Raw genomic sequence first — 22,415 nt, 5'->3', positions numbered from 1 at the left:
CGCCGCGCCACACCGCGGCTGATGGGTAACCGGCGCGCCGACCGGCTAATCGCCGGGCCGCGCGGGATTAGGCAGAACAGGGGGCGCGGGCCCGCGTTTCCCTCCGGCGCGGCAGGTCACCCGTACGGCAGCACGTTTTCCCGCTTCCGGTGTCCTGCTGCGGAGGGATCTGACGATGGACCACACCCAGGCGCCCGTTCTGGAGGCGCTCGGCGACTACCACAGCCGGGGCCGGATGGGCTTCACGCCGCCCGGGCACAAGCAGGCGCGGGGCGCCGACCCCTCGGTGCGCCGCCGCCTGGGCGAGGCCGTGTTCCTCTCCGACGTCCTGGCCTGCGGCGGGCTGGACGACCGGCGCACCCGGGGGCGGGTCCAGGAGCGGGCCGAGGCGCTCATGGCCGACGCGGTCCACGCGGACCACACCTTCTTCACCACGTGCGGCAGCTCACTGTCCGTCAAGGCGGCGATGCTCGCCGTCGCGGGGCCGCACGAGAAGCTCCTCGTCGGCCGCGACGCGCACAAGTCCGTGGTCTCCGGGCTGATCCTGGCGGGTATCCGCCCGGTGTGGGTCGACCCCCTGTGGGACGCCGCCCGCCAACTGGCCCATCCCCCGTCGGCCCGGGCCTTCGAGGAGGCCTTCCGGGCCCACCCCGACGCGAAGGGAGCGCTGGTCACCAGCCCGACGCCGTACGGCTCCTGCGCCGCGACCGCCGCGATCGCCGAGGTGTGCCACCGCCGTGCGCGGCCCCTCGTCGTGGACGAGGCGTGGGGAGCCCATCTGCCCTTCCACCCCGGACTGCCGGCCTGGGCGATGGACGCCGGCGCGGACGTCTGCGTGACCAGCGTCCACAAGATGGGCAGCGGCCTGGAGCAGGGGTCGGTGTTCCACCTGCGGGGCCGGCTGGTCGACGCGGCCACGCTCAGGTCCCGGGCCGATCTGCTGGGCACCACCAGCCCGTCGGCGCTCATCCTGGCCGGCATCGACGGCTGGCGGCGGCAGATGGCGCTCCACGGGCGCGAGCTGCTGACCGACGCGCTGGAGCTGGCGGCGGCGGTACGGGCGGAGATCGAGCTCATCGAGGGGCTGCACGTCAACGACCGTGCCGACCTCACCGGGCCCGGGGCCGGCGCCGACCTCGACCCGCTGCCCGTCGTCATCGACGTGCACGACCTGGACACGACCGGCTACCGGGCGGCGGACCGGCTGCGCGAGCACCATCACATCGACCTCCACCTCGCCGACCACCGGCGGATCAGCGCCCAGCTCACCCACGCCGACGACGACAGGACGGCGGCCGCCCTCCTCACCGCCCTGCGGGACCTCGCGGACCGGGCCGACGTCCTGCGGCCGGCCCCTTGCGTGCGCGTGCCCTGCCCCGCTGATCTGCGGCTGGAGCAGGTGTGCCTGCCGCGCGAGGCCTACTTCGGGCCCGTGGAGGACGTGCCGCTGGAGCGGGCCGCCGGGCGGGTGGCCGCGGAGATGCTGACCCCCTATCCCCCGGGTATCCCCGTGGCGCTGCCCGGCGAGCTGCTGACCGAGCCCGTCCTGGAGTACCTGCGCACCGGCGTGGAGGCGGGCATGCACCTCCCGGACGCCGCCGACCGCGCCCTGCGCACGGTCCGCGTGCGCGACGGGCATTGACGCGCGTCGGCGATTCGTTCGCCCTCACCGAGGCGACCAGGACGGTCCTCTCCCCCGGCCTCCGCTGATAGTCCGTCACGTTCGGCGCAACACCTGGGGCGTGTCCCGCCGGGCCGGGCGACGCTTGCATCACATCGCACCGGAGGTGGGCCGTGCCCGGACCATGTCGCATTCCGTCCTTCCGAACAGGGCCCAGCCGCACCGGCCTGCTGGTGCGCCTCTCCCTCGCCGCCGCCCTCCTGGCGGGGCTCGCCCCGGTCGCCGCGGTGTCCGCGCCCGCCGGCGCGGCGGTACGGGAGGCGGTCCCGTCCCGGTATCTGACGGCCGGTCGCTTCACCCATCCCGGGGTGCTGGTCAACCGGGCCCAGCTCGAGAAGGTCCGGGTGCGGGCCACCGGGAGGGCGGAGCCGTGGCGGTCGGCGTTCCGGTCGATGCGCGACAGCACCTACGGTTCCCTCTCCTACGAGGCGGCGCCCACCTCGGTCGTGAGCTGCCCGCCAGGTTCCCGTCCCGGCCGGGGGTGCGTGGAGGAGCGCAAGGACGCGATCGCCGCCTACACCCACGCGCTGCTCTGGTACATCACCGGCGACCGCGCGCACGCCCGCAAGGCGGTGCAGATCATGGACGCCTGGTCGGCCGTGATCGACGAGCACACCGAGGGCAACGCGCCGCTGCAGGCCGCCTGGGCGGGCACGTCCTGGGCCCGGGCGGCGGAGATCATGCGCTACACCTACGACGGCTGGCCGTCGAGCCGCGTGCGGCGCTTCGCCTCCATGCTGCGGACCGCCTACCTCCCCCAGGTCTCGGCCGACGCCGCGGACTACAACGGGAACTGGGAACTGACCATGACGGACGCCACCATGGCGATCGCCGTCTTCCTCGACGACACCGAGGCGTTCGACGACGCCGTGGACCGGTTCCGGGACCGCGTCCCGGCGTACTTCTACCTGAGCACGGATGGGCGGCTGCCCAGGCGGCCGCCGGGCAGCCGCATCTCCTCGGCCGCCGAGGTCAGGGCGTACTGGTACGGCCAGCGGCGGTTCGTCGACGGCCTCGCTCAGGAGACCTGCCGCAACTTCGCCCACGTCGGCTACGGGCTCGCGGCCACGGGCCACATCGCGGAGACCGCCTGGCACCAGGGCGTCGACCTCTACGCCGAGGCCGGCCCCCGGCTGCGGGCGGCGCTGGCCTTCCACTCCGGGTACCAGCTGGGCGACGCCGTGCCCGCGTGGCTGTGCGACGGTGAGCTGAGCACCCGGATGGGCCCCGACACGGAGGTGCTCCTCAACCACCTGACCGTCCGCAAGCGCGTCGCGATCCCGGACGCGCAGCGGGTGGCCGAGCGGCGCCGGCAGGCGGGGCTCTCCGGGACCGACGGCCTCTTCGTCGCCTGGGAGACCCTGACCCACGCGAGGAACCCCGGCTGACGGGGCGGCCGGCCGCCGGCGATTCGTCGACGGCCTCGTCCCCCGCACCGGCCCCCGTGACGATCAGCGTGTGCGAGGCTTGAGGTGCACTCCCGGAAGGCCGCGGCGCCGCGTCCGCCCTCCCGGTGCACCGAAAGGACGGGACGATGTTGCAGCACAGAACCGTTGGCGACCTGATGACCCACTCGGTCGTCCGGATCCAGCGCGGCACCCTGTTCACGGAGATCGTGCACGTGCTCCACGAGCACGACATCACGGCGGTTCCGGTGGTGGACGCCGAGGACCGGCCGGTGGGCGTGGTCTCCGAGGCCGACCTGCTGGCCAAGGCCTCGAAGCAGCCGGATCCGGCCGGCCTGTTCGAGCTCGACCCCCAGGGCCCGCTGGGGGGTGCCAAGCACGCGGCGACGACCGCCGAGGGGCTGATGACCAGTCCCGCCATCTGCGCCCGGCCGGAGTGGAGCGTGGTGGAGGCGGCCCGCGCCATGGAGGAGCACCGGGTCAAGCGGCTGCCGGTCGTCGACGGCACGGGCCGGCTGGTGGGGCTCGTCAGCCGCGGTGACCTGCTGCGCGTCTTCCTGCGCAGCGACCGGGCCATCCGCGAGGAGATCATCGAGGACGTGCTCGTGCGCACCCTGCGCGAGCCGCCGTCGGCCGTCGGCGTCGAGGTCACCGGCGGCCAGGTGCGGCTGAGCGGATCGGTGCGGCGCAAGAGCCTCGTGCCGGTGCTCGTCCAGCTCTGCCAGAGCGTGGACGGCGTCGTCAGCGTCGACCACCACCTGGCCGCCGAGACCGACGACACCGCGGCGGGCACCGCCGAACCGGCCCCGTACGCCTGAGGCGGGGCGGGGTCCTCAGCGCCGGGCGTCGCCCGCGCCGAGGACCGGGTCGTGGTGGATGCGCTCGCCCGGCAGGCCCTGCTCCCTCAGCCGGCGCACCGTGGCGCCCACCATCTCCGGCGGGCCGCTGACGTAGGCCCGGTGGTCGCAGAAGTCGCCGTGGCGGCGCACCGCGTCGGCGACCGTGCCGCCGCCGGCGCCGGGCCCGTCGTCGAGCACCGGCACCACGCGCAGCCACGGCCGTCGCCGCTCCATGGCCGTCAGCCAGTCCGCGTCGTACAGGTCCTCGCGGTGCCGCGCGCCCAGGAACAGGTGGACGCGCCGGTGGCCGGTGCGCCGGCCCGCCAGCTCCTCCAGCAGGGCCTTGGCGGGGGCCAGTCCCGTGCCGCCGGTCACCAGCAGCAGATCGCGCGAGAGGTCGTCGTCCAGGGTCATCGTCCCCGCCGCCGGCCCCACCCGCAGGGTGTCCCCGACGCCCGTGCGGGCCACCAGCGCCTCGCTCACCCCGCCGGTTCCGGTGCGCCGCACATGGAACTCCAGGACGTTGTCGGGGCGGGGTGCGCACGCCATCGAGTACTGCCGCCAGGTCTGCGGGAGCAGCGGCGACTCCAGCGCGGCGTACTGTCCGGCCCGGTAGGGGTAGGGCTCGTGCGTCCTGACGCGCAGCACGGCGAGGTCCGGGCGTCGCAGCTCGTGGCCGACCACCACGGCGTGCCAGTAGGGGGGTTCGGTGAGGGCGGCGTCCGCGCCGGCGACCATGGCGTCCACGGCGAACCGCAGCATGCGCAGCCAGGCCTGTTCCAGCCCTTCCGTCCACTGGTGGCCGGCCTGCTTGCGTAACGCCTCGCGCAGGGCCGCCTCGAACGCCTCGTAGTGCACCGGCCGGACGCCGAGTTTGCGGTGGTCGCGGCCGAGCCGCGTGAAGGTCGCGGTCACCTCCTCGGGCCGGTCCAGGTGCTCGGTGAGGTAGCCGAACATCAGGGCGAGGTGCTCGCGCTGGAACGCCATCGACTCCGGGAACAGCGACCGCAGGTAGGGCCAGCGCCGGAACATGGCCTCGTAGAGGTGGGTGATGAGGTCCTCGAAGGGCGTGACGAGGTGGAGTTGCGCCGCGATCAGCCGACGGTCGGCCTCGTCGCGGCAGGGGCCGGCCGGCGCGCGCCCGGGGAGGGCCTCCGGTCCCGGCCGGTCCGGGGCCAGCAGGGCCTTGCGCAGCCGCATCGCGTCGTGGCGCGCCAGCAGCGCGTAGTAGTCGTTGCCCCGGGGGGTGTTCACGGGCTGGTTCTCCTTGTGCTCCGTCGTGGCGACGGCCGTCGGCCGGGCCTGGCGGCCGCGGGCAGGGCGTACGCGCTCCCGGCCGCGGGCGTGGAGCAGTATGACAGCGGCCGAATGTGCCCTAAGGGCCCGGGATATCAGGGCCGTTCGGCCCTATCCATGCTGGTCCGGGCCGCTATGGCGAAAGGGCCGCGGCACATGCCCGCCGGTGTGGGGCGAACGACCGTCATCGCCCTCCCGGACGCGTCCGTAGGGTGAGGGCGGCGGTGGCGGGCCGTATCGTGCGTCAGGCGGTACGGGCGCGCCGGGCGGTGAGGGCGGCGACGGGCACGATCGTGAGGGCGAGGATGCCCCCGCCGACCCCGAGCAGGGAGTAGCTGCCGGAGGCGACGACCATGCCGGAGGCCATGCCGCCGGTGGCGCCGGCGATGGCGATGCCCACGTCGACCATGCCCTGGGTGGTGGCGCGGGTGGCGAGCGGCACGGCGTCGGTGATGACGGCGGTGCCGCTGACCAGGCCGAAGTTCCAGCCGATGCCGAGCAGGATCAGGGCCGCGGCGAGGGTGGGCGTGGAGTGCGGCGGTGCCAGGGCCGCGAGGAGGCCCGCGGTGAGCAGGACGACGCCGGAGGCGGCGGCGACCCACAGCCGGCCGAGGCGGTCGACGAGCAGTCCGGTGAGCGGTGACGGCAGGTACATCGAGCCGACGTGGAGGGCGATGACCAGGCCGGCCGCCTGTGTTCCATGGCCGTGCGCCGTCATGTGGACGGGCGTCATCGTCATGATCGCGATCATCACGAGCTGGCTGATGACCATGATGGCCGTGCCGGTGGCGAGCCCGCGCGCGTCGGCCTGCGGGGCCACCCCCTGCGGGGCTCCGGCGGCCGTCCCCGTGTCCGCCGCGGCGAGTTCGCGGGCCAGCCGCAGCGGGTCGGGGCGCAGCAGCGCGCCGATGACGGCCGCGGCCGCCGCGTAGGCCACCGTGCCCAGCAGGAAGGGGCCCACTAGGCGGGGGATGTCCCAGGCGTGCGCCACGTCCCCGGTGACGTCGACCAGGGTGGGGCCGACGACGGCGCCGAGGGTGGTGGCGAACAGCACGGTGCTCACGGCGCGGCCGCGGCGCGCGGGCGGGGCGAGGTCCGCGCCCGCGTACCGGGCCAGCAGGGTGGTCGCGGTGCCGGCGCCGTAGACCAGGAGGGCGGCGAACAGCAGCACCACGCTGTCGACGGTCGCGGCCAGGACGACGCCGGCGCTGCCGAGGGCGGCGACGGCGTACCCGAGGGTGAGGCCGGGGCGGCGCCCCCAGCACTGGCTGATCCGGCCGATGCCCACGGCGCCGAGCGCGGCGCCGCCGGTGAACAGGGCCGCGGGTACTCCGGCCAGGCCGGTCGAGTCCAGCATCTCCTCGGCCAGCAGCGCGCCGACGGTGATGCCGGCGGCCGTGCCGACGCCGCTGAGGACCTGTGCGATCACCAGCACGGTCAGGATCCGCTTCTGCGCGGCGGGCGCCGCGGGCGGATTGCTCATGAGCTCATCCTTCGGGTGCTCCGGCGGGGTGCTACGCGGCACCGAGCGGTTCGAGCGCCGCGATCTCCTGCAGCGACATGTCCATCTGCTGGTGCAGGAAGCGCACGATCGTCCAGTGCGGCAGTGCGCCCTCGTCGAACGGGCCGAACTCGCGGACGTACAGCGGGATCCAGCGCAGGGCCTCCTCCAGCGCCTGCTCCCGGCCCGGCTCCTGCTGGTACTCCTCGTAGGCGATGCTGCGGTGGTGGATGAAGAAGCCTCCCGGGAGCCGCTCCTCGCACAGGAGGCGGTACTCGCGCGTCTGCAGGATGAGGTAGTGCCATATCTCGTCGATGTCCTGCTCGACGGGCAGGAAGAGGCCGCTGAGCTGCTCCTGGTGGCGGGAGACGAGGTAGAGGTAGCGCAGGCACTCGGTGACCTGGCGCTCGACGTGGTCCGGAGCCGCGCCGGTCCTGGCGGTGAAGTGCGTCACCACTTCGGCGTGGAGGGTGTCGCCGAGCAGGGCCTTGAGCTCGTCGGCGGACACGTGCGGCGGTGTGGTCATGGCGGGTTCTTCCGTCGGGGTGGTCAGTGGTCTTGGGCGAGCCAGGCGTACTTCCCGGACTTCCCGATGGGGATGTGAGTGCGGTGTTCGAGCCTGCACGCGCGGCCGGTCAGTTCCCCGACGCTCTTCTCCAGCACCTCGGCGACGTGCGGCTCGAGGGGGGCGTCGTCGAAGGTCACGTAGTGCAGTTCGGCTTCCGCCTCGTTTGTGACCCGCAGTTGGTGGACGAAGACGCGCGGCGAGGCGGCGCTGACGCGGTCGTCGAGGTCTCCCTGGGAGACGGGCCCGTCCGGTGTGGCGAGGAGTTCCTTCTCGCGGCCGCAGAACTTCGAGATCCTGGTGGGGTCGGGCGTTCCGTCCAGCGTGCGCGCGCAGTCTCCCGAGCGGTAGCGGATCAGCGGCATATGCGGGTTGCGGACGCTGGAGACGATGAGGCTGTAGATCCGGCTTCCCGGCGCCACCGGGAGGAGTTCGACGCTCATCTCGTCGAGGTACGGCCGGAACCGGCCGTCGCGGTCGCTGTAGTACAGGTAGCCGAGTTCGGTGCTGCCGAAGAGGTCGACGACCGGGCAGGCGAAGTGCTCGAGCAGGTAGGCGCGGACGTTGTCGGGGGCGTACTCGTAGGCGTGGATGATGCTCGCGGGCTGCGGGAAGTCCTCCCACAGGTCCCACTCCCCGACCTTGCGGACGAGGTGCGCCAGGTGGTAGCTGGAGCAGTCCAGGTGGTAGAGGCCCTGCGGGTGCTCGTCGCGGGCCGCCCGTATCTCGGCGAGCATGCGCTCGACCTCGTCGCGCTCCCACAGTGCGGGGTCCAGGCGCAGGTTGAGGTAGAGCGTACGGGCGTCGAGCCGGCGGTCCTCCAGGGCCGGGCGGGCGTCGGGCTGTGCGCCGCGCTTCTTCGCGTTGACCCGTGCCACGTGCTCGGTGGCCAGCACGGTCGTGAGCGAGAGGCGCCGGCAGCCCTCGTGCCAGGTGTGGGCGATGTCGGGGTGTTCGCTCCACAGCCGGTAGTAGGAGTTCAGCAGGAAGTACGGGGGGCGGATGATCTGCATGCGGGCGTGGTTGGTGCCCGTGGAGAGCACGAACTCCGCCTCGCCGGCCTCCAGCGCGGCGGCGAGCGCGGGCGTCATCCAGTTGTCCGGGAAGCCGCGCGCGATCTCGGGTTTCTCGAGTATCGGGAAGTGGCCACGTTCGATCGACTCACGGTAGATCGGGATGTCCCTGATCCGATCGACGATGTCGGCCGTCGGCTGACCGTCCATGTGCCACCCCTCAGGTGTGCTCGGAGAACGGGAGGCCCCGCGCCGGGGGTCCCGTGCGGTGTACCGCGAAGCGGGCCGCGCGGACGTGAGGTTGCCGCCCGGCCCGCTCCGGTCTGGCTCTACAGCGGGGTTGATCGGGAAGGGGTCAGGAGATACAACCGGTCTTGACCACGCTGATGCAGCCGGACTTGGCCACGCTGATGCAACCGTTCTTCGCGGCCTCGGTGGCCGAGTTGGCGGCGACCCAACCCCGCCAGACGTCGTCCTGGGCCATCTTCTTGATCAGCTTCTCCATTGCGGACCTCCAAAGGATGGGGTTATGCGGCGGCGCCCATATGTGTGCGTCACCCGACACAGACGGTAAAGCGATGGCCAAGAAGGTGTCAACGGTTGGCAATGTGACGCTGACTCAAAACCGCTCCGACGTCCCATCTTTGGCCGGGACCGCGCCGTCCGGCCCCTGCGGACGGTGAACCGGCCGGCCCTTCGCGGCGTCCTCAAGGCTGTCCCACTGCCGACCCGGCAGGGGGTCCTCGGGGGCGGTCCGGCGGGCCGTGCGAGGCTCGGGGGCAGTCGGGGTTCGGACAGGGGACGGTAGGGACAGTGGGAGACACAGGCGGACCGGCCGTAGCGGAGGCACGAACCGGCACGACCGGGCAAGAGGGGGCGGCATCGCGGCCGCGCGGGCTGGTGGACCTGCGCGGAGCGGTCGACGGCGTTCCCGCCACGCTGTCCTACCCGCCCGGTGCGGTGGTGGTGGTCTCCGGCCTTCCGGGCAGCGGCAAGAGCACCCTGCTGCGCCGCTGGTCGCAGGCGGCGCCGGGCGACGCCACGGCCGGGGGCGCGCGCGAGGTCGCGTCCGCCGTGGACCCCCGGGCGGTCCATGTGGCATGCGAGGCCGTGATGCCGGAGCGCCTGCCGTACGCGGTGTACCGGCCGTGGGCGCGGCTGGAGCACTTCCGCTGGCTGCGCGCCGAAGTACGCGGCGGAGGGCCGCTTCTGGTGCACGACTGCGGCAGCCGGGCGTGGATGCGCCGCTGGCTGGCCCGGACCGCGGGACGGCAGGGGCGCGAGCTGCACCTGGTGCTGCTGGACGTCGGAGCCGACGAGGCCCTGGCGGGCCAGGCGGCACGGGGCCGGTGGGCCTCCGAGCGCGTCTTCGCCCGGCACCGGCGCGGACTCGACCGGCTGCTGCACGCCCTGTCCGGTGAGGCGGCGCACGGCACGGCGGCACCGGACATGACGACGCCCCCGCCGCCGCGCCCCGTTCCGGACGTGGTGGCGGAGGCGGCCTCGGTGGTACTGCTCGACCGGACCTCGCGCGAGCACGTGCTGTCGGTGACGTTCGACCAGGACCGGGCCGCCCCCGCGGACTCCGCCGCTCAGGCCCGGGAGCGGCCGGCGGGCCCCTCCTGACCCACGGACGGCGGCACGGGCCCCGCGCAGCCGCGCCCGAACCGGCGTGCGGGGCGTACGGCCGTACAGCCGAATGCGTCCCGAGGCCACGGGCGAGGTGCGTCACCGCTTGGGGGACCGGGTAGAGAAACGCCCGATCGGGACAACCACGGACAGAAAGCGGGCAGCACATGGCCATCATCGTCACGTTCGAACTCCAGGGCGCCACGCAGGATGTGTACGACGCCTGCATCGACCGCCTCACCGGCGGACGCGGCTTCTCCGCTGTCGCGGATCTGCCCGGGGCGAACGGGCTCATCTCCCATGCGGCCGGCCCGGTCGACGGGGGCTGGCGGGTCACCGACGTCTGGGAGTCCCCCGAGGCGTTCGAATCCTTCGCCGCCACCCTCGCCCCGATCGTCTCCGACCTCGGGTTCGGCCACGTCCAGCCGCAGGTGACTCCGGCGCACAACGTCGTGACCCACTGACGACGGTCTCCTGGCCGCCGCCCCGATCCGCCGGAGGAATCGGCTAGTACCGGAGGACGGCGGCCACCCGGTCCTCTCCGGCGAGGGTGTCGTCGGGGACGAACTCGATGTCCGCGCCGTTCTTGAAGGCGGTCTCGACGAGCTCGTCCACGACGTCCTCGCGGATGTCGGGGTCCGCCGCCAGGGGTTCGGTGGGCGACTCGACCTTGACCGGGTGGCCGCCGTTGCCGTCGACCCGCGCGGTGACCTGGTAGTGGTCCTCCACCGCCAGCAGGGCCACCCGGCCCTGCCGGACGGTCTGCCAGATCTCGTCGAGCCCCGAGGTGAAGCGCCGGGCCCCGCGCGCGTCGTCGAGGCGGCGCAGCACCTCTCCCTGCCGGGAACTGCGGCGTTCCTCGAACGCCGGGTGCAGCAGCCCGAGGAGTTCGTGGGCGGACTTGCCGACCGCTCCCCCGCTCTCGACGCGGGCCGCGATCGCGTCGCGGGCGGGGAACACCTTCTCGAACAGCGCGATCTGCTCCCGCAGACCGACGACGTACAACGGCCGGCGGCCGCGCTCCAGGACGGGCATGAGGGCGCCGGCGACCTTGCGCAGGTACTGACGCTCGCGCTCGACGTGCGCCTCCGCGCGCTCGGTCATGGAGTGGTTGCCCACCTTGTCGAAGTTGCGGCCGGGCAGCGCGTCCTGGTGGTCGGGGAGTTCGGGCATCACCGGGAACCCGTTGCCCGTGACCGCCTCGAGGCTGTCTCCCGCGCCGTCCCACAGCCGGCTCCCGCTCTCGGACAGCACCAGCGCCCAGTAGGGCTCTCCCAGCAGGCGGGCGGCGACCAGGTTGCGGGTGAGGAAGGTGTCCGAGACCACCACGCGCTGGGGCACCGAGCGCGGCAGGTACCAGACCTGGTGCTCGCCCGGGGCCGCCAGGATGAGCAGCCCGTCGGACGAGTGGGTGAGGTCGACCTCGGCGGCCGCCGCGTCGAGCCGCTTCTCGACGTCCATCCGGGCGGCCCGGGTCACCTTCGGGTCCTCCGCGAGCCGTCGTTTGGCCTCCGCGACCGTGTTGCGCAGCCGCACCGGGTCCTCGGCGCTGTAGGGCGAGCGCCGGGTGGTGGGCAGCAACAGCGACACCGCCGGATAGTCGCGCGGGCGGCGCAGATCACGGAGTGTCGCGTCGGTCAGGGCACCGATATCCATCGTCATCCTCCTCCGGGCCCGCTCCCGGGCCTTTCCCAGATGACCAGAGCCCGGGCCGTGCGGCCAGTCGGGCGCCGCCGCACGGAGCAACACGTCACCGTCGGTGACGACCGAGGGGGCGACGGTCACTCGAAGGACCGGTTTCTCCGCCCGCGGGCGTCGAGCCCTGCCGTCACCGCGCCCCGACAGGACAACCTGTGGCAAGTAGCCCATTCAGGAAGAAGGACGGCATTCATGGACGAGCGCGGCGACGAGGGCGACGGCGGCGGGGTCTCCGCCTCCACGGTCACTCCGGGGGAGCAGTTGCGCCGGCTCCGGCAGGCGCGCGGCATGTCACTGGCGGGGCTGTCCGACCTGGTCAACTACACGAAGGGCTATCTGAGCCGGGTGGAGACCGGCAAGAAGCCGATAACGCCGGAGATGGCCCTGCTCTGCGAGGGCGCCCTGCGCGCGGCGGGGGAGCTGACCCGGCTGGTGCCGGAGGCGGACCGGGAGCGGCGCGGCGCACCGCTCGAGGTGTGCCCGTACCGCGGTCTGGCGGCGTTCGGGGTCACCGAGGCCGGCTGGTTCTTCGGGCGCGAACGGGCGACGGCGGCGCTCGTCCACCGCCTCACCGAACGGCTCGACGGCTCCGGGCTCACCGCGGTGGTGGCCGCCTCGGGTACGGGCAAGTCGTCGCTGCTGCAGGCGGGTCTGGTGCCCGCGCTGCGCCGTGGCGTCCTGCCGGTGAGCGGTTCGAGCCGCTGGCCGGTGGTCACCGTACGGCCCGGGACGCAGCCGGTGGACACGCTGCTGGCCGAGGTCGCGCACGCGTCGGGGACGGATCCCGGGCGCCTCCGTCAGGCCTTGGACCACGGTCCGGGCGCCCTGGCCCGGGCCGTTCACGAGGCCCTCGCCCCGGCCCGGGGCAGGGCGTCCGGTCGCGCCGGTGGGAGGAGCGCCGCGGAGCCGGTGCGTCTGGTGCTCGTCGTCGACCAGTTCGAGGAGCTCTTCACCCTGTGCGCCGACGCGCACGAGCAGGCGGAGTACGTCCGCGCCGTGCACGGCCTCGCGACCGGGCCCGCCTTCGCCGGCGGCCGGGACGGCTCGGCGGCGCTGGTGGTGCTCGGCATGCGGGCCGACTTCTACGGCAGCTGCCTGGCCTTTCCCGAGCTGGCGGCCGCGCTGCGCGAGGGCCAGCTGCCGCTGGAGCCCATGCGGGCGGAGGAGATCCGCGAGGCGGTCGTACGGCCGGCCGCCGCCGTGGGGCTGGAGCCGGAGCCCGGGCTCGTGGAGCTGATCCTGCGTGACCTCGGGGCGGGGCACGGCGGGTTCGGGCCGGGCGCGCTCCCGCTGCTGTCCCACGCGCTGCTGGCGACCTGGCAGCGCCGCCGCGACGGCACGCTGACCGTGGCGGGATACCAGCAGGCCGGAGGCATCGCCGGCGCGGTGGCGGCGACGGCGGAACGGGCGTACGCGCGGCTGTCCGCGGAGCGTCGCGAAGCGGCGCGCACGGCCCTTCTGGGGCTGGTCCGCGTCGACGAGGACGGCCGGGCCACGCGCGGCCGGGTGCCGCGCGAGCAGCTGGCACGGCAGGCGGGCTCCTGCCCCGGTGCCGTCCTGGAGGTGGTGGAGGAGTTCGCCCGTGCCCGGCTGCTGACCGTCGACGCCGACGAGGTCGCCCTGGCGCACGAAGCGGTGCTGCACGCCTGGCCCCGCCTGCACGGGTGGATCGAGACCCATGCCGCCACGCTGCACGCCCGGCAGCAACTGGGCGCGGCCGCCCGCCAGTGGGACGCGGAAGACCGCGACCCCGCCCTGCTGCCCCGGGGCAGCAGGCTGGAGGCGGCCCGTGACCTCGCGGCCCACCCGATCGGGACGGTGAGCGAGGTCGAACAGGCGTATGTGGAGGCCGCGACGGAACACGCCGCCGCCGAACGGGCCGCGGAACGGCGCCGGACCCGCAGGCTCCACCGGCTGCTGGCCACATTGGCGGTGCTCCTGGTCCTGACCGTGGCCGGAGGGGCGGTGGCGGTCCATCAGGGCCTGCGGGCCGTGGCGGAACGCGGCGCCGCGCGCTCCGCCGAACTGGCCTTCCGCGCCACCGCGCTGAGCACCGCCCGGCCGGAGGTGTCGATGCTGCTGGCGACCGCCGCCTGGCGGCAGGCGCACACCCCCGCCGCGGCCAGCGCGGTCCTCGGCTCCCAGGCGCAGCCCTACGCCGGACGGCTGACGGGACACCGCGGGCCGGTCTTCGCCGTCGCCTGGCAGCCGCACCCCGGCCGGCTGCTGTCGGCCGGCGCGGACGGGACCGTACGGCAGTGGGACGGCGCCGGAAGCCGACGCTCCCGCGTGGTGGCCGAAGGGCGTACGGCGGTGCGGGCCCTGGCCGTCGCACGCAGCAGCCCGCTGGCGGCGTGGGGCGACGACAGCGGCGCGGTGACGCTGTGGGACGCCGGCACCGGGCGCCTCGCCCCTGCGGTACGAGGCGGTGGGCACCACGGCGCCGTACGGGCCGTGGCCCTGTCCGATCACGCGGAGGTGCTGGTGTCGGCGGGACGGGACGGCACCGTGCGGCTCTCCCGCCCGGCCGGCGCGGCCACCAAGGCCGCGGCGGGCAGCGCGGACGCCGGGGCGGAGTCCTTCGACCCCGCGCTGGGGCCGCTGTACGCCGTGGCGGTCACCGGGGACGGCCACCGGGTGGCCGCCGCGGGCCTGGACGGGCGGGTGTGGCTGATGGACGTCCGTACCCGGCAAAGCCGGCTCGTCGGCACGAAGGACCGCGGTCAGATCCGCTCGCTGGCCTTCTCCCCCGACGGAAGGCACCTGGCCACCGGCGAGTGGCACGACGAGGTCGGACTGTGGAACGCCGCGACCGGTGAACGGGAGGCCGCCCTCGACGGAATGCAGGACTCCGTTCTTGCCGTCGCCTTCTCCCCCGACGGCAGGCGCCTGGCCGCGGCCGGGCAGGACGACACCGCGAGCGTGTGGGACCTGTCCGACCGGCGCCGGACCGCCGTACTGGCCAGCCATCTCGGCCCCGTGCACGGCATCGCCTTCTCTCCTGACGGCCGCCGGCTCTCCACGGCCGGCGAGGACGGCACGCTGCGCCTGTGGACGCCGCACGCCGGGGAGCTGGCCGTCCGGCCCGCGACGGCGTGGCTGGACGCTGCCCTCAGCCCGGACCGCTCCCTGCTGGCCGTGGCCGGTCAGGACGGCACCGTACGCCTGCGGGGGATGCGGGACCGCGCGGTGCGCACCCTGCGGGTGTCCGACCGGCCGGTGCGCGCGGTGGCCTTCAGCCGGGACGGCTCGCTGATCGCGGCCGGGGACGGGCGCGGCACCGCGACCGTATGGCGCACCGCCTCCCCCGACCGCCCGGTGCACAGCTGGCAGGCCCACGCGCGGGCGGTCACCTCGGTGGCCTTCCGGCCCGGCGACCCGTCCTCGCTCGCCACGGCCGGCGAGGACGGCACCGCGCGGCTGTGGCGCACCGACGGGGCGGCGCCACGGTTGGAGCAGCGCCTGCTCGGGCACGAAGACGCCGTCTACCGGGTGCTGTTCCTGGACGGCGCCACCCTCGCGACGGCCAGCCAGGACAACACCGCCCGGATCTGGCGGGCGTCCGACGGCCGCGAGCTGCACAAGCTGGCCGACCACGCCGATACGGTCCTCGGACTGGCCGTCGACCCCTCCGGGACCACGCTGGCCACGGCCAGCCGCGACTACACGGTCAAGCTCTGGGACCCGCGCGACGGCCACCGGCTGCGGACCCTGGCCGGGCACACGGGCCCCGTCACCTCGGCCGCCTTCGATCCGGGCGGCACCCGCCTGGTGACGACGGGCCGCGACAACACCGTCCGCGTCTGGGACCCGCACGACGGACGGCTGCTGCTCACCCTGACCGGGCACACCGGCCGGGTCAGGGCCGCGGCGTTCCTCGGCGAGCGGGGCCCTGTGGTGTCGGTCGCCGAGGACGCCACGGTGCGCCGGTGGGACCTCGGCGTCGACGCGGTCCTGTCCGGCGCGTGCGAGGCGGTCGGCGACGTCGACGAACGGACCTGGCGCCGGCTGCTGCCGGATGTGCCCTACGCCCCGGGGTGCCCCTGAGAAATCGCAGGTCGCGAGGGGTTGCCCGGCGCCTGTTGCCCGCGGGCAACGGACAACCCCTGGCTCACGCCCTGTCATATGCCGAGACTCAGAACACCGGACGCCACGGTTCCGCTCCAGCCGGCGCCTCCGCTCCCACGGCCGACGTCGACGAAAGAAGCCCCGTCATGAACACCGAACTCGCCGACATGTTCGCCTTCGCGGTCACCATGGCCGCCTGTGTGACGCTGATCTTCGCCGACCACGTGAGCCCCGCCGACTTCGGCGAGTACGCCGCGGCCCTGACCGGCGTCTACACGGTCTGGCACAACCGGCCGCGGCTGTAGGCCGGGGCCGGCGCTCCTGGCTCGGGATCAGCCCTGGGCCGGCTGGGTCAGCGAGCTCAGGTCGTGGGCGTAGATGCCGACCGTGTGCGCGATGACGTCGATGTTGGTGTCGAACGCCTTGCGGTCGATGTTCGCCAGGGTGTCGCCGGCACCGTGGTAGTTCGGGTCGTAGGCGGCGCCGGCCTTGCCCCCGAACTTCTCCGCCTGCTCCTTGGTCTTGATGCCCTCGGCGCCGGTGAACGTGCCGCCCGCCGGGATGCCGGCCTGGATGAACGGGCCGTAGTCGGAGCGGCCGTCGAAGTCGGTGCCCTCGTGCGGCGCGCCCTGGCGGTCCAGGTAGCCGTTGATGAGCCGCTCGATCTGCGCCGAACCCTGCGGGCCGGGGCCCTCGCCCTTGCGGTCGGAGTCGTCGCCGTCGTAGACGAACTCGACCGGGTTGGGAGAGGCGATCATGTCGAAGTTGAGGTAGAGCGCGATCTGCTTGCGCTGCTTCTCGCTGAGCTGCTTGACGTAGTGCTCGGAGCCGAGGAGGCCCAGCTCCTCACCGGACCACCAGGCGAACCGCACCTTGTTGGTGGGCTGCTGACCGGGCTTGCGGATCTGCTCGGCGAGCTTGAGGGCGACCTCCAGCAGGCCGGCGGAGCCGGAGCCGTTGTCGTTGATGCCCGGGCCCTCGGGCACCGAGTCGAGGTGGCTGCCGAGCGCCACCACGTGGTCGGCGCTGCCGCCGCGCGTCTCGGCGATCACATTGCGGGTCTGGCGCTTGATCGCCTCGGTGCTCACGTCCAGGTTCACCTTGGTCTCGCCCTTGGCGACCTGCGCGGCCAGCGCCTCGCCGTCGGCCTTGGAGATGCCGCCGGCGGGGATGTGGGCGTTGGCCGGGTCGGTGACCGTGCCGTGCACCGGCTCGGTGCCGGAGTGGTTGTAGAGGATGAGGCCGATGGCGCCCGCCTTCGCGGCGACCTCCTCCTTCTGCTGGAAGGTGCAGCTGCCGCGCTTGACCAGCGCGATCTTGCCGGTGAAGGTGCCGGAGGCGTAGTCGTCCAGCTCGCAGCCCGGGGTCTCGTCCACACGGGCCGCGGCGACCGGTGCCACGAGACCGCCCTTGGGCGAGGACTTGCTGAAGTCGTAGGCCGCCACCTTGATGTCCCGCGGCTCGGGGGAGACGACGCTCAGCTTCTCGCCCAGCGTCTTCGACTCGTAGAAGTCGAAGTTCTGGTACGAGACGTCGTAACCGGCCTTCTTCAGCAGCCGGTAGACGTACTCGGTGGACGCCTTGTGCCCGGCCGTGCCGGCGGCGCGGTTGCCGCCGTGCTCGTCGGCGATCTCCTGGAACTCCTCCAGATGGCGGTAGGCGCTCTTCCCGGAGGAGGCCTTGACGAGCTTCTTGGCGAGCCGCTCGGCCTTGTCGCGCTGCTGGGCCGAGGTCGTCGGCCGGGCCTCGGCGGGCGCGGCGACGGCGAACAGCACGGGAGTGGCGACGGCGGTCGTGACGAGCGCCGATATCGCTCTGCGGCGGAGGTGTGCGCGCACGGAAGTCCCTTTCCGGAACGGGTCGGCCCTGGTGTGGCCGCCCGGGTTGCGGTCAACGCGATCGAACACCGATCGCGGTTGAAGGGGACGGTACCGAGTAGACGCAGGTCACGGGAGGGGTCTGTGGGCAGTTGACACAAGATCGCCATCTTGTGCCGCCAGGCGAGGAAGGGGGCGCTGCCGCGTTTCTGACGGGGCTTCGGGGCGCCGTCACACACGGCGGGGCGGCAGTCGGGCCGACGCGCACGGGCCTGCGGCCTGCCCGCCACGCTCGGATCGCAGGTCAGACCGACGCGCTCGTGATCACCGCGAAGGGCGCCCCGAAGGGATCGACGAAGATGGCCAGCCGGCCGATGCCCGGCGCGTCCATGGTGGGGATGAGGACCACGGCGCCCTGTGCCGTGGCCGCGGCCAGCGTGGCATCGCAGTCCACGACCTCGAAATACGGGTGCCATTCGGAGAGCGAGCCGGCCGCCAGATTCTCCTCGGGCAGCTGCAGGAGGCCGCCGTGCATCGTCTCCACGCCACCGCCGGCGGGCCCGGCCACGATGTAGACCAGCTCCTCCCCCATCGGCATGTCCCGCATCTCCCAGGAGAAGACCTGCTGGTAGAAGGCCTTAGCCGCGGCCGCGTCGGTGGTGTAGAGCTCGATCCAGCTCGCCGATCCGGGCGCGTTGACCAGGTCCAGGCCCTTGGTCTCGCCGGCCTGCCACACGGCGAACTCGGCCCCGGTCGGGTCGGTGAAGCCCGCCATCCGCCCGGCCGTGAAGACGTCGGCCGGGCCGAAGCGCACCGTGCCGCCCGCCTGCTCCACGGCCTTCGTCGTGGCGTCGGCGTCCGTGGTGCGGAAGTACACCGTCCAGGCGGAGGACGCCCCCTCCTCCGTCAGCGGTCCGACGGCCGCCACCGTCTTGCCGTCCACCTGGAAGAAGCCGTAGCCGCCCGCCTCCGGACCGGCGGAAGCGAACTCCCACCCGAAGACTCCCCGGTAGAAGGCGACGGCCGCCTCGACGTCGGGGGTGCCGAGGTCGAGCCAGCTCGGCCCGCCGGGAACGTGCGTGGATGTCAGCATGGGTCAGCTCCTCGAACGTGGTGCCGTCGCTTCCGGCGTGCTGCCGTCGATCGCAATTCAGCATGGCAGGGGCCACTGACAGTCGCCCCCCGACGGCCGGCCGCCCCGTCACGGTCCGGGGTCGAACACCAGGATCGTGAAGCGCGCTCCCGGCGATCCGTACGGCCGGGCCATGCACATGGTGACGTGCCCGGCCGGCTCGCCCGGGTAGGCCCAGTGGCGCAACGCCCGCCGGTCCCCGTCGGGGTGGATGTGGGCGACCCCGCCACGACGGTAGACCGCTCCCGCCTCCGGGTCGGCCATCACGTCCGCCTCCAACTGCTGCAGGTCCGCGTTGCCGGGGTGAGCGGCCAGGGCCGCGCGGAACGCCCCGGTCACCGGCTCCGCCCACTGTTCCTTCCAGCTCAGCAGCATGAGCTCGCGCGCCTGCGGGTTCAGCAGCATGTACCGCATCATGTTGCGCTCCGGCACCCGCGGCTGCGCGCCCGGCGCCCGCGGGAACATCCTGACGAACATGTCGTTGCAGGCCAGCAGGTTCCAGGCGGTGTCGGTGAGGTAGGCCGCGTGGCCGGTGACGGCGTCCACGGCACGCTGCCAGGCCGGATTGACGCGGTCGGCGGACCGCGGGTCGGCAGGGACGGGCGGCTCGTACCCCAGGGAGTAGTGGTACAGCGCGCTGCGCTGGTGCTCGGACATGCGCAGCACCCGCGCCACGGCGTCGAGCATCTCCGGCGCCGGAGAAGAAAGGTTTCCTCGCTCAAACTCCCCGTACCAGCGCTCGGTCTTGTAGAGCAGCTGCGCCACCTGCGCCTGGGAGAGCCCCCGCGCCGTACGCCCCCGCCCCGAGCGCGGCGGCCAGCCGATCTCCGTGGGATCGATCCGCGCACGCTGCGCCTCCAGCAGGTCCTTCAACGCCTTCTTGCTGTCCACCGTTCCTCTTCTCCCTGCCCGTCCTGGCCGTGCGCGTCAGCGGACCATGTCCCGAATTACAGGAAGTCCGCGTTCCTGAACAACTCCATCAGGAAACAACGCGGCCTGTGACGGGAGCGGGGCACGGGTAAGAATCTGACGACGGACGAGGCGCGTCGCGGGGGAACGCGCTTCGCCTCGCCGTCCAGGAGGAGGCCGGGGCCGCCGGAAGTGGTGGGCTCCGGAGCCGCCCGGAGTGTGGCCCCGGCGTCCCCGTGGCACGCTGGATCCATGGTCCGGCCCAACGAGGAGGTCGAGGCGCTGCTGCAGGAGTACGCCGACCTCGTCTCGATCACCGGTGGTGACGCCTTCAAGGCCCGTGCCTACGAAAAGGCGGCCCGCGCGATCGGCGGCTACCCCGGCGACGTCTCCAAGCTCGACGCCAAGGGCCTGCTGGAGATCCCCAACGTGGGCAAGTCGATCGCCGACAAGGTCGTGGAATATCTGCGCACGGGACAGGTCTCCACCCTCGAGGAGGCCAGGGCGTCCATTCCGGCCGGCGTACGGGAGCTCATCACCATTCCCACGCTCGGCCCCAAGAAGGCCATGGCCCTCTACGAGGAACTGCGCGTCTCCTCCGTGGAGGAACTGCTCGACGCCATCCAGGCGGAGCGGCTGCGGGACCTGAAGGGCTTCGGCGAGAAGACCGAGGCGAACATCCTGCACGGAATCTCCCTCATGCAGAGGGCAGGCGGTGGCCGGATCCTCCTCAGCGGCGCCATGGACGTCGCGGACCAGGTGGTCTCCGACCTGTCCTCGATCAAAGGGTGCGAAGGATGTACGTACGCGGGGTCGCTGCGCCGCATGCGGGAGACGATCGGCGACATCGACATCCTCGTCGCCGCCGCCCGCTCCGGCCCCTTCATGGACGCCTTCGCCGGCCTTCCGTACACGGCCGAGGTCATCGCGCACGGGGAGAAGAAGACCTCCATCCGCACGACGAAGGGCCTGCAGGTCGATCTGCGCGTACTGCCGCCCGACGCCTGGGGAGCGGGCCTGCAGTACTTCACCGGTTCCAAGGCGCACAACATCCGCGTGCGGGAGATCGCGGTGCGGCACAAGTTCAAGCTGTCCGAGTACGGGCTCTTCCACGCCGGGAGCGGCAAGAAGATCACCTCCCGCACGGAGGAGGACATCTACGCCCGGCTCGGCCTGCCGTGGATCCCGCCGACGCTGCGCGAGGACCGTGGCGAGGTCGCCGCCGGGCTGCGCGACGAACTGCCCGACCTGGTCACCGAGGACGACATCCGGGGCGACCTGCACACCCACACCGACCTCACCGACGGCCTCGCCCCGCTGGAGGACATGGTGGCCGCCGCCGCGGAGCGCGGCTACGCCTACTACGCCATCACCGACCACGCCCCGGACCTCTATATGCAGCGCATGACCGACGCCAAGATGCTCGCCCAGCGCGAGCGCGTACGGGCACTGGACGGCAAGCACCGCAAGATGCGGCTCCTGCACGGCACCGAACTCAACATCGGCCCGGAGGGCGAGGTCGACTGGCCGGACGACTTCCTCGAAGGCTTCGACCTGTGCGTCGCCTCGGTCCACTCCCACTTCAACCAGAGCCGGGAAGAGCTGACGCGCCGGCTCGTACGGGCCTGCGAAAACCCGCACGTGGCGATCATCGGCCACCCCACGACCCGCCTGATCGGCAAACGCCCGGGCATCGACGCCGACTTCGACGCGGTCTTCGAGGCCTGCGCCCGCACGGGCACGGCCCTGGAGATCAACGCCCATCCGGAACGGCTGGACCTGTGCGACGAGGACATCCTGCGCGCCAAGCGCTACGGCGTGAAGTTCGCCGTGAACACCGACGCGCATTCGGTGACGCACCTGCCCTACATGCGCTTCGGGGTGGGCACGGCGCAGCGGGGGTGGCTGACCAAGGACGACGTCATCAACACGTGGCCGCTGCAGAAGCTCCGGCGCTTCCTGCGGGCGGGGAGCTGAGGGGGCGCGGGGCCGCACGACGCGTACACTCCCTGGTCCATGAAGGTGCTGATCTCTGTTGACATGGAGGGCATCTCGGGGATTGTGCATCCCGCCGAGACGAATCCGGACCGCTACGACTACGAACGAGGCCGGGCCTTGATGACGGCCGAGGCGAATGCCGTGATCGCCGGCGTCCTGGACGCCGAACCCGACGCCGTCGTTTGGGTCACCGACGCGCACGGGCCGTTTCGTAATCTCCTGCCGGAGGAACTGGACCGACGGGCACGACTGGTTCGAGGAAAGCCCCGGCCGCTGGGCATGCTCGGCGGGCTCGACGAACACACCGACGCTGTCATGTGCGTCGGCTACCACGCACGAGCCGGTGCCGGGCCGGCCGTGCTGGCACACACCATGAGCGACGCCATCCTCGACGTGCGGGTGGCCGGACGCCCCATGGGCGAGATCGGCCTCAACGCCGCAATGGCCGGGCACCTGGGCGTACCGGTCGTGCTGCTCAGCGGCGACGACACCGCCTGCGCCGAACTGCGCGATCTGGTCCCCTCCGCGGTCACCCTCGCGGTCAAACAAGCCCTCGGCCAGGGCGCCGCAGTCGCCCTGCACCCCGAAGAAGCCCGGGAGCGGCTGCGCCGGGCGGCCGCCGAAGCCATCACGCGACGTGCACTGGTTTCACCGCTGGCCATATCCGGACCACTGGCGCTCGAGATCGACCTTTCCAGCCCTCACATGGTCGATCTGGCGACACTCGTGCCGGGTGTCGCACGCGCCGAGGACGGCCGCACGGTCACCTTCACCGCAGCCGACTTCGCCGACGCCTACCGCCTGGTCCTGTTGCTCGTACAGCTCACCACCATCAAACCCGGCTAGCGACTCAGGGAGCCAGG

At 73.0% G+C, this 22,415-nt stretch carries 18 protein-coding genes; 9 read left to right on the top strand and 9 right to left on the bottom strand.

Translation table 11 applies throughout. The annotated features are described in order from the left end of the window. Window positions 1–169 precede the first annotated feature (169 nt). The 3 genes from ACIGXW_RS31755 (at window position 170) to ACIGXW_RS31745 (ending at window position 3,905) form a co-directional block, all read left to right on the top strand. Window positions 170–1,642: an aminotransferase class I/II-fold pyridoxal phosphate-dependent enzyme gene (locus tag ACIGXW_RS31755; RefSeq protein WP_399576417.1), complete on the top strand. Its 1,473-nt coding sequence runs from the start codon at window positions 170–172 to the stop codon at window positions 1,640–1,642. A 170-nt stretch (window positions 1,643–1,812) separates the two neighbouring features. Further along, window positions 1,813–3,069, top strand: coding sequence for an alginate lyase family protein (locus tag ACIGXW_RS31750; RefSeq protein WP_399576416.1), 1,257 nt, complete (start codon window positions 1,813–1,815; stop codon window positions 3,067–3,069). A gap of 149 nt (window positions 3,070–3,218) precedes the next feature. Next, window positions 3,219–3,905: a CBS domain-containing protein gene (locus tag ACIGXW_RS31745; protein ID WP_399576415.1), complete on the top strand. Its 687-nt coding sequence runs from the start codon at window positions 3,219–3,221 to the stop codon at window positions 3,903–3,905. A gap of 15 nt (window positions 3,906–3,920) precedes the next feature. On the opposite strand, the gene ACIGXW_RS31740 is transcribed toward ACIGXW_RS31745, so the two are convergent. From ACIGXW_RS31740 to ACIGXW_RS31720, 5 genes are all read right to left on the bottom strand, one after another. Beyond that, window positions 3,921–5,180: a globin domain-containing protein gene (locus ACIGXW_RS31740; RefSeq protein WP_399576395.1), complete on the bottom strand. Its 1,260-nt coding sequence runs from the start codon at window positions 5,178–5,180 to the stop codon at window positions 3,921–3,923. Window positions 5,181–5,466: 286 nt separating this feature from the next. Then, window positions 5,467–6,705 (bottom strand): MFS transporter, encoded by a 1,239-nt coding sequence (locus ACIGXW_RS31735; protein WP_399576394.1) that lies wholly within the window; start codon window positions 6,703–6,705, stop codon window positions 5,467–5,469. Between the two features lie 31 nt (window positions 6,706–6,736). Further along, a complete protein-coding gene (locus ACIGXW_RS31730; protein ID WP_399576393.1) occupies window positions 6,737–7,249 on the bottom strand; it encodes a hypothetical protein in 513 nt (170 codons plus the stop codon). A 23-nt stretch (window positions 7,250–7,272) separates the two neighbouring features. Further along, window positions 7,273–8,511: a hypothetical protein gene (locus ACIGXW_RS31725; RefSeq protein WP_399576392.1), complete on the bottom strand. Its 1,239-nt coding sequence runs from the start codon at window positions 8,509–8,511 to the stop codon at window positions 7,273–7,275. A 145-nt stretch (window positions 8,512–8,656) separates the two neighbouring features. Next, on the bottom strand, window positions 8,657–8,806 hold the full coding sequence (locus ACIGXW_RS31720; RefSeq protein WP_177337840.1) for a hypothetical protein: 150 nt from the start codon (window positions 8,804–8,806) through the stop codon (window positions 8,657–8,659). 308 nt (window positions 8,807–9,114) lie between these two features. On the opposite strand from ACIGXW_RS31720, the gene ACIGXW_RS31715 reads away from it, so the two are divergent. After that, the gene (locus tag ACIGXW_RS31715; protein ID WP_107423024.1) at window positions 9,115–9,927 is read left to right on the top strand and encodes an AAA family ATPase; all 813 of its coding nucleotides are present in this window, start codon (window positions 9,115–9,117) and stop codon (window positions 9,925–9,927) included. Between the two features lie 170 nt (window positions 9,928–10,097). Continuing rightward, on the top strand, window positions 10,098–10,394 hold the full coding sequence (locus ACIGXW_RS31710; RefSeq protein WP_071963107.1) for a hypothetical protein: 297 nt from the start codon (window positions 10,098–10,100) through the stop codon (window positions 10,392–10,394). Window positions 10,395–10,437: 43 nt separating this feature from the next. Here the strand turns inward: ACIGXW_RS31710 and ACIGXW_RS31705 are convergent, their stop codons facing one another. After that, the gene (locus tag ACIGXW_RS31705) at window positions 10,438–11,586 is read right to left on the bottom strand and encodes a hypothetical protein (protein ID WP_079273837.1); all 1,149 of its coding nucleotides are present in this window, start codon (window positions 11,584–11,586) and stop codon (window positions 10,438–10,440) included. A 234-nt stretch (window positions 11,587–11,820) separates the two neighbouring features. Here ACIGXW_RS31705 and ACIGXW_RS31700 point away from each other — a divergent pair, with 234 nt between their 5' ends. Together ACIGXW_RS31700 and ACIGXW_RS31695 are read left to right on the top strand one after the other, a co-directional pair. Next, complete coding sequence (locus tag ACIGXW_RS31700) at window positions 11,821–15,675, top strand: helix-turn-helix domain-containing protein (protein WP_399576391.1); 3,855 nt, start codon at window positions 11,821–11,823, stop codon at window positions 15,673–15,675. Between the two features lie 167 nt (window positions 15,676–15,842). Next, window positions 15,843–16,001: a hypothetical protein gene (locus ACIGXW_RS31695; protein ID WP_399576390.1), complete on the top strand. Its 159-nt coding sequence runs from the start codon at window positions 15,843–15,845 to the stop codon at window positions 15,999–16,001. Between the two features lie 27 nt (window positions 16,002–16,028). On the opposite strand, the gene ACIGXW_RS31690 is transcribed toward ACIGXW_RS31695, so the two are convergent. The 3 genes from ACIGXW_RS31690 to ACIGXW_RS31680 all read right to left on the bottom strand — a co-directional run bounded on the left by ACIGXW_RS31690 (window position 16,029) and on the right by ACIGXW_RS31680 (window position 19,536). Then, window positions 16,029–17,534: a M28 family metallopeptidase gene (locus ACIGXW_RS31690; protein ID WP_399576389.1), complete on the bottom strand. Its 1,506-nt coding sequence runs from the start codon at window positions 17,532–17,534 to the stop codon at window positions 16,029–16,031. 283 nt (window positions 17,535–17,817) lie between these two features. Next, window positions 17,818–18,606, bottom strand: a complete 789-nt coding sequence (locus ACIGXW_RS31685; protein WP_399576388.1) for a VOC family protein — start codon at window positions 18,604–18,606, stop codon at window positions 17,818–17,820. Between the two features lie 108 nt (window positions 18,607–18,714). Further along, window positions 18,715–19,536, bottom strand: coding sequence for a helix-turn-helix domain-containing protein (locus ACIGXW_RS31680; RefSeq protein WP_399576386.1), 822 nt, complete (start codon window positions 19,534–19,536; stop codon window positions 18,715–18,717). 270 nt (window positions 19,537–19,806) lie between these two features. On the opposite strand from ACIGXW_RS31680, the gene polX reads away from it, so the two are divergent. Together polX and ACIGXW_RS31670 are read left to right on the top strand one after the other, a co-directional pair. Beyond that, complete coding sequence (polX, locus tag ACIGXW_RS31675) at window positions 19,807–21,531, top strand: DNA polymerase/3'-5' exonuclease PolX (protein ID WP_399576384.1); 1,725 nt, start codon at window positions 19,807–19,809, stop codon at window positions 21,529–21,531. Between the two features lie 39 nt (window positions 21,532–21,570). After that, complete coding sequence (locus ACIGXW_RS31670) at window positions 21,571–22,398, top strand: M55 family metallopeptidase (protein WP_399576382.1); 828 nt, start codon at window positions 21,571–21,573, stop codon at window positions 22,396–22,398. Window positions 22,399–22,415 lie beyond the last annotated feature (17 nt).

It is taken from the genome of Streptomyces sp. NPDC053079, from assembly GCF_044546695.1.
Lineage (GTDB): Bacteria > Actinomycetota > Actinomycetes > Streptomycetales > Streptomycetaceae > Streptomyces.
This window is presented reverse-complemented; position numbering and strand designations above follow the sequence as displayed.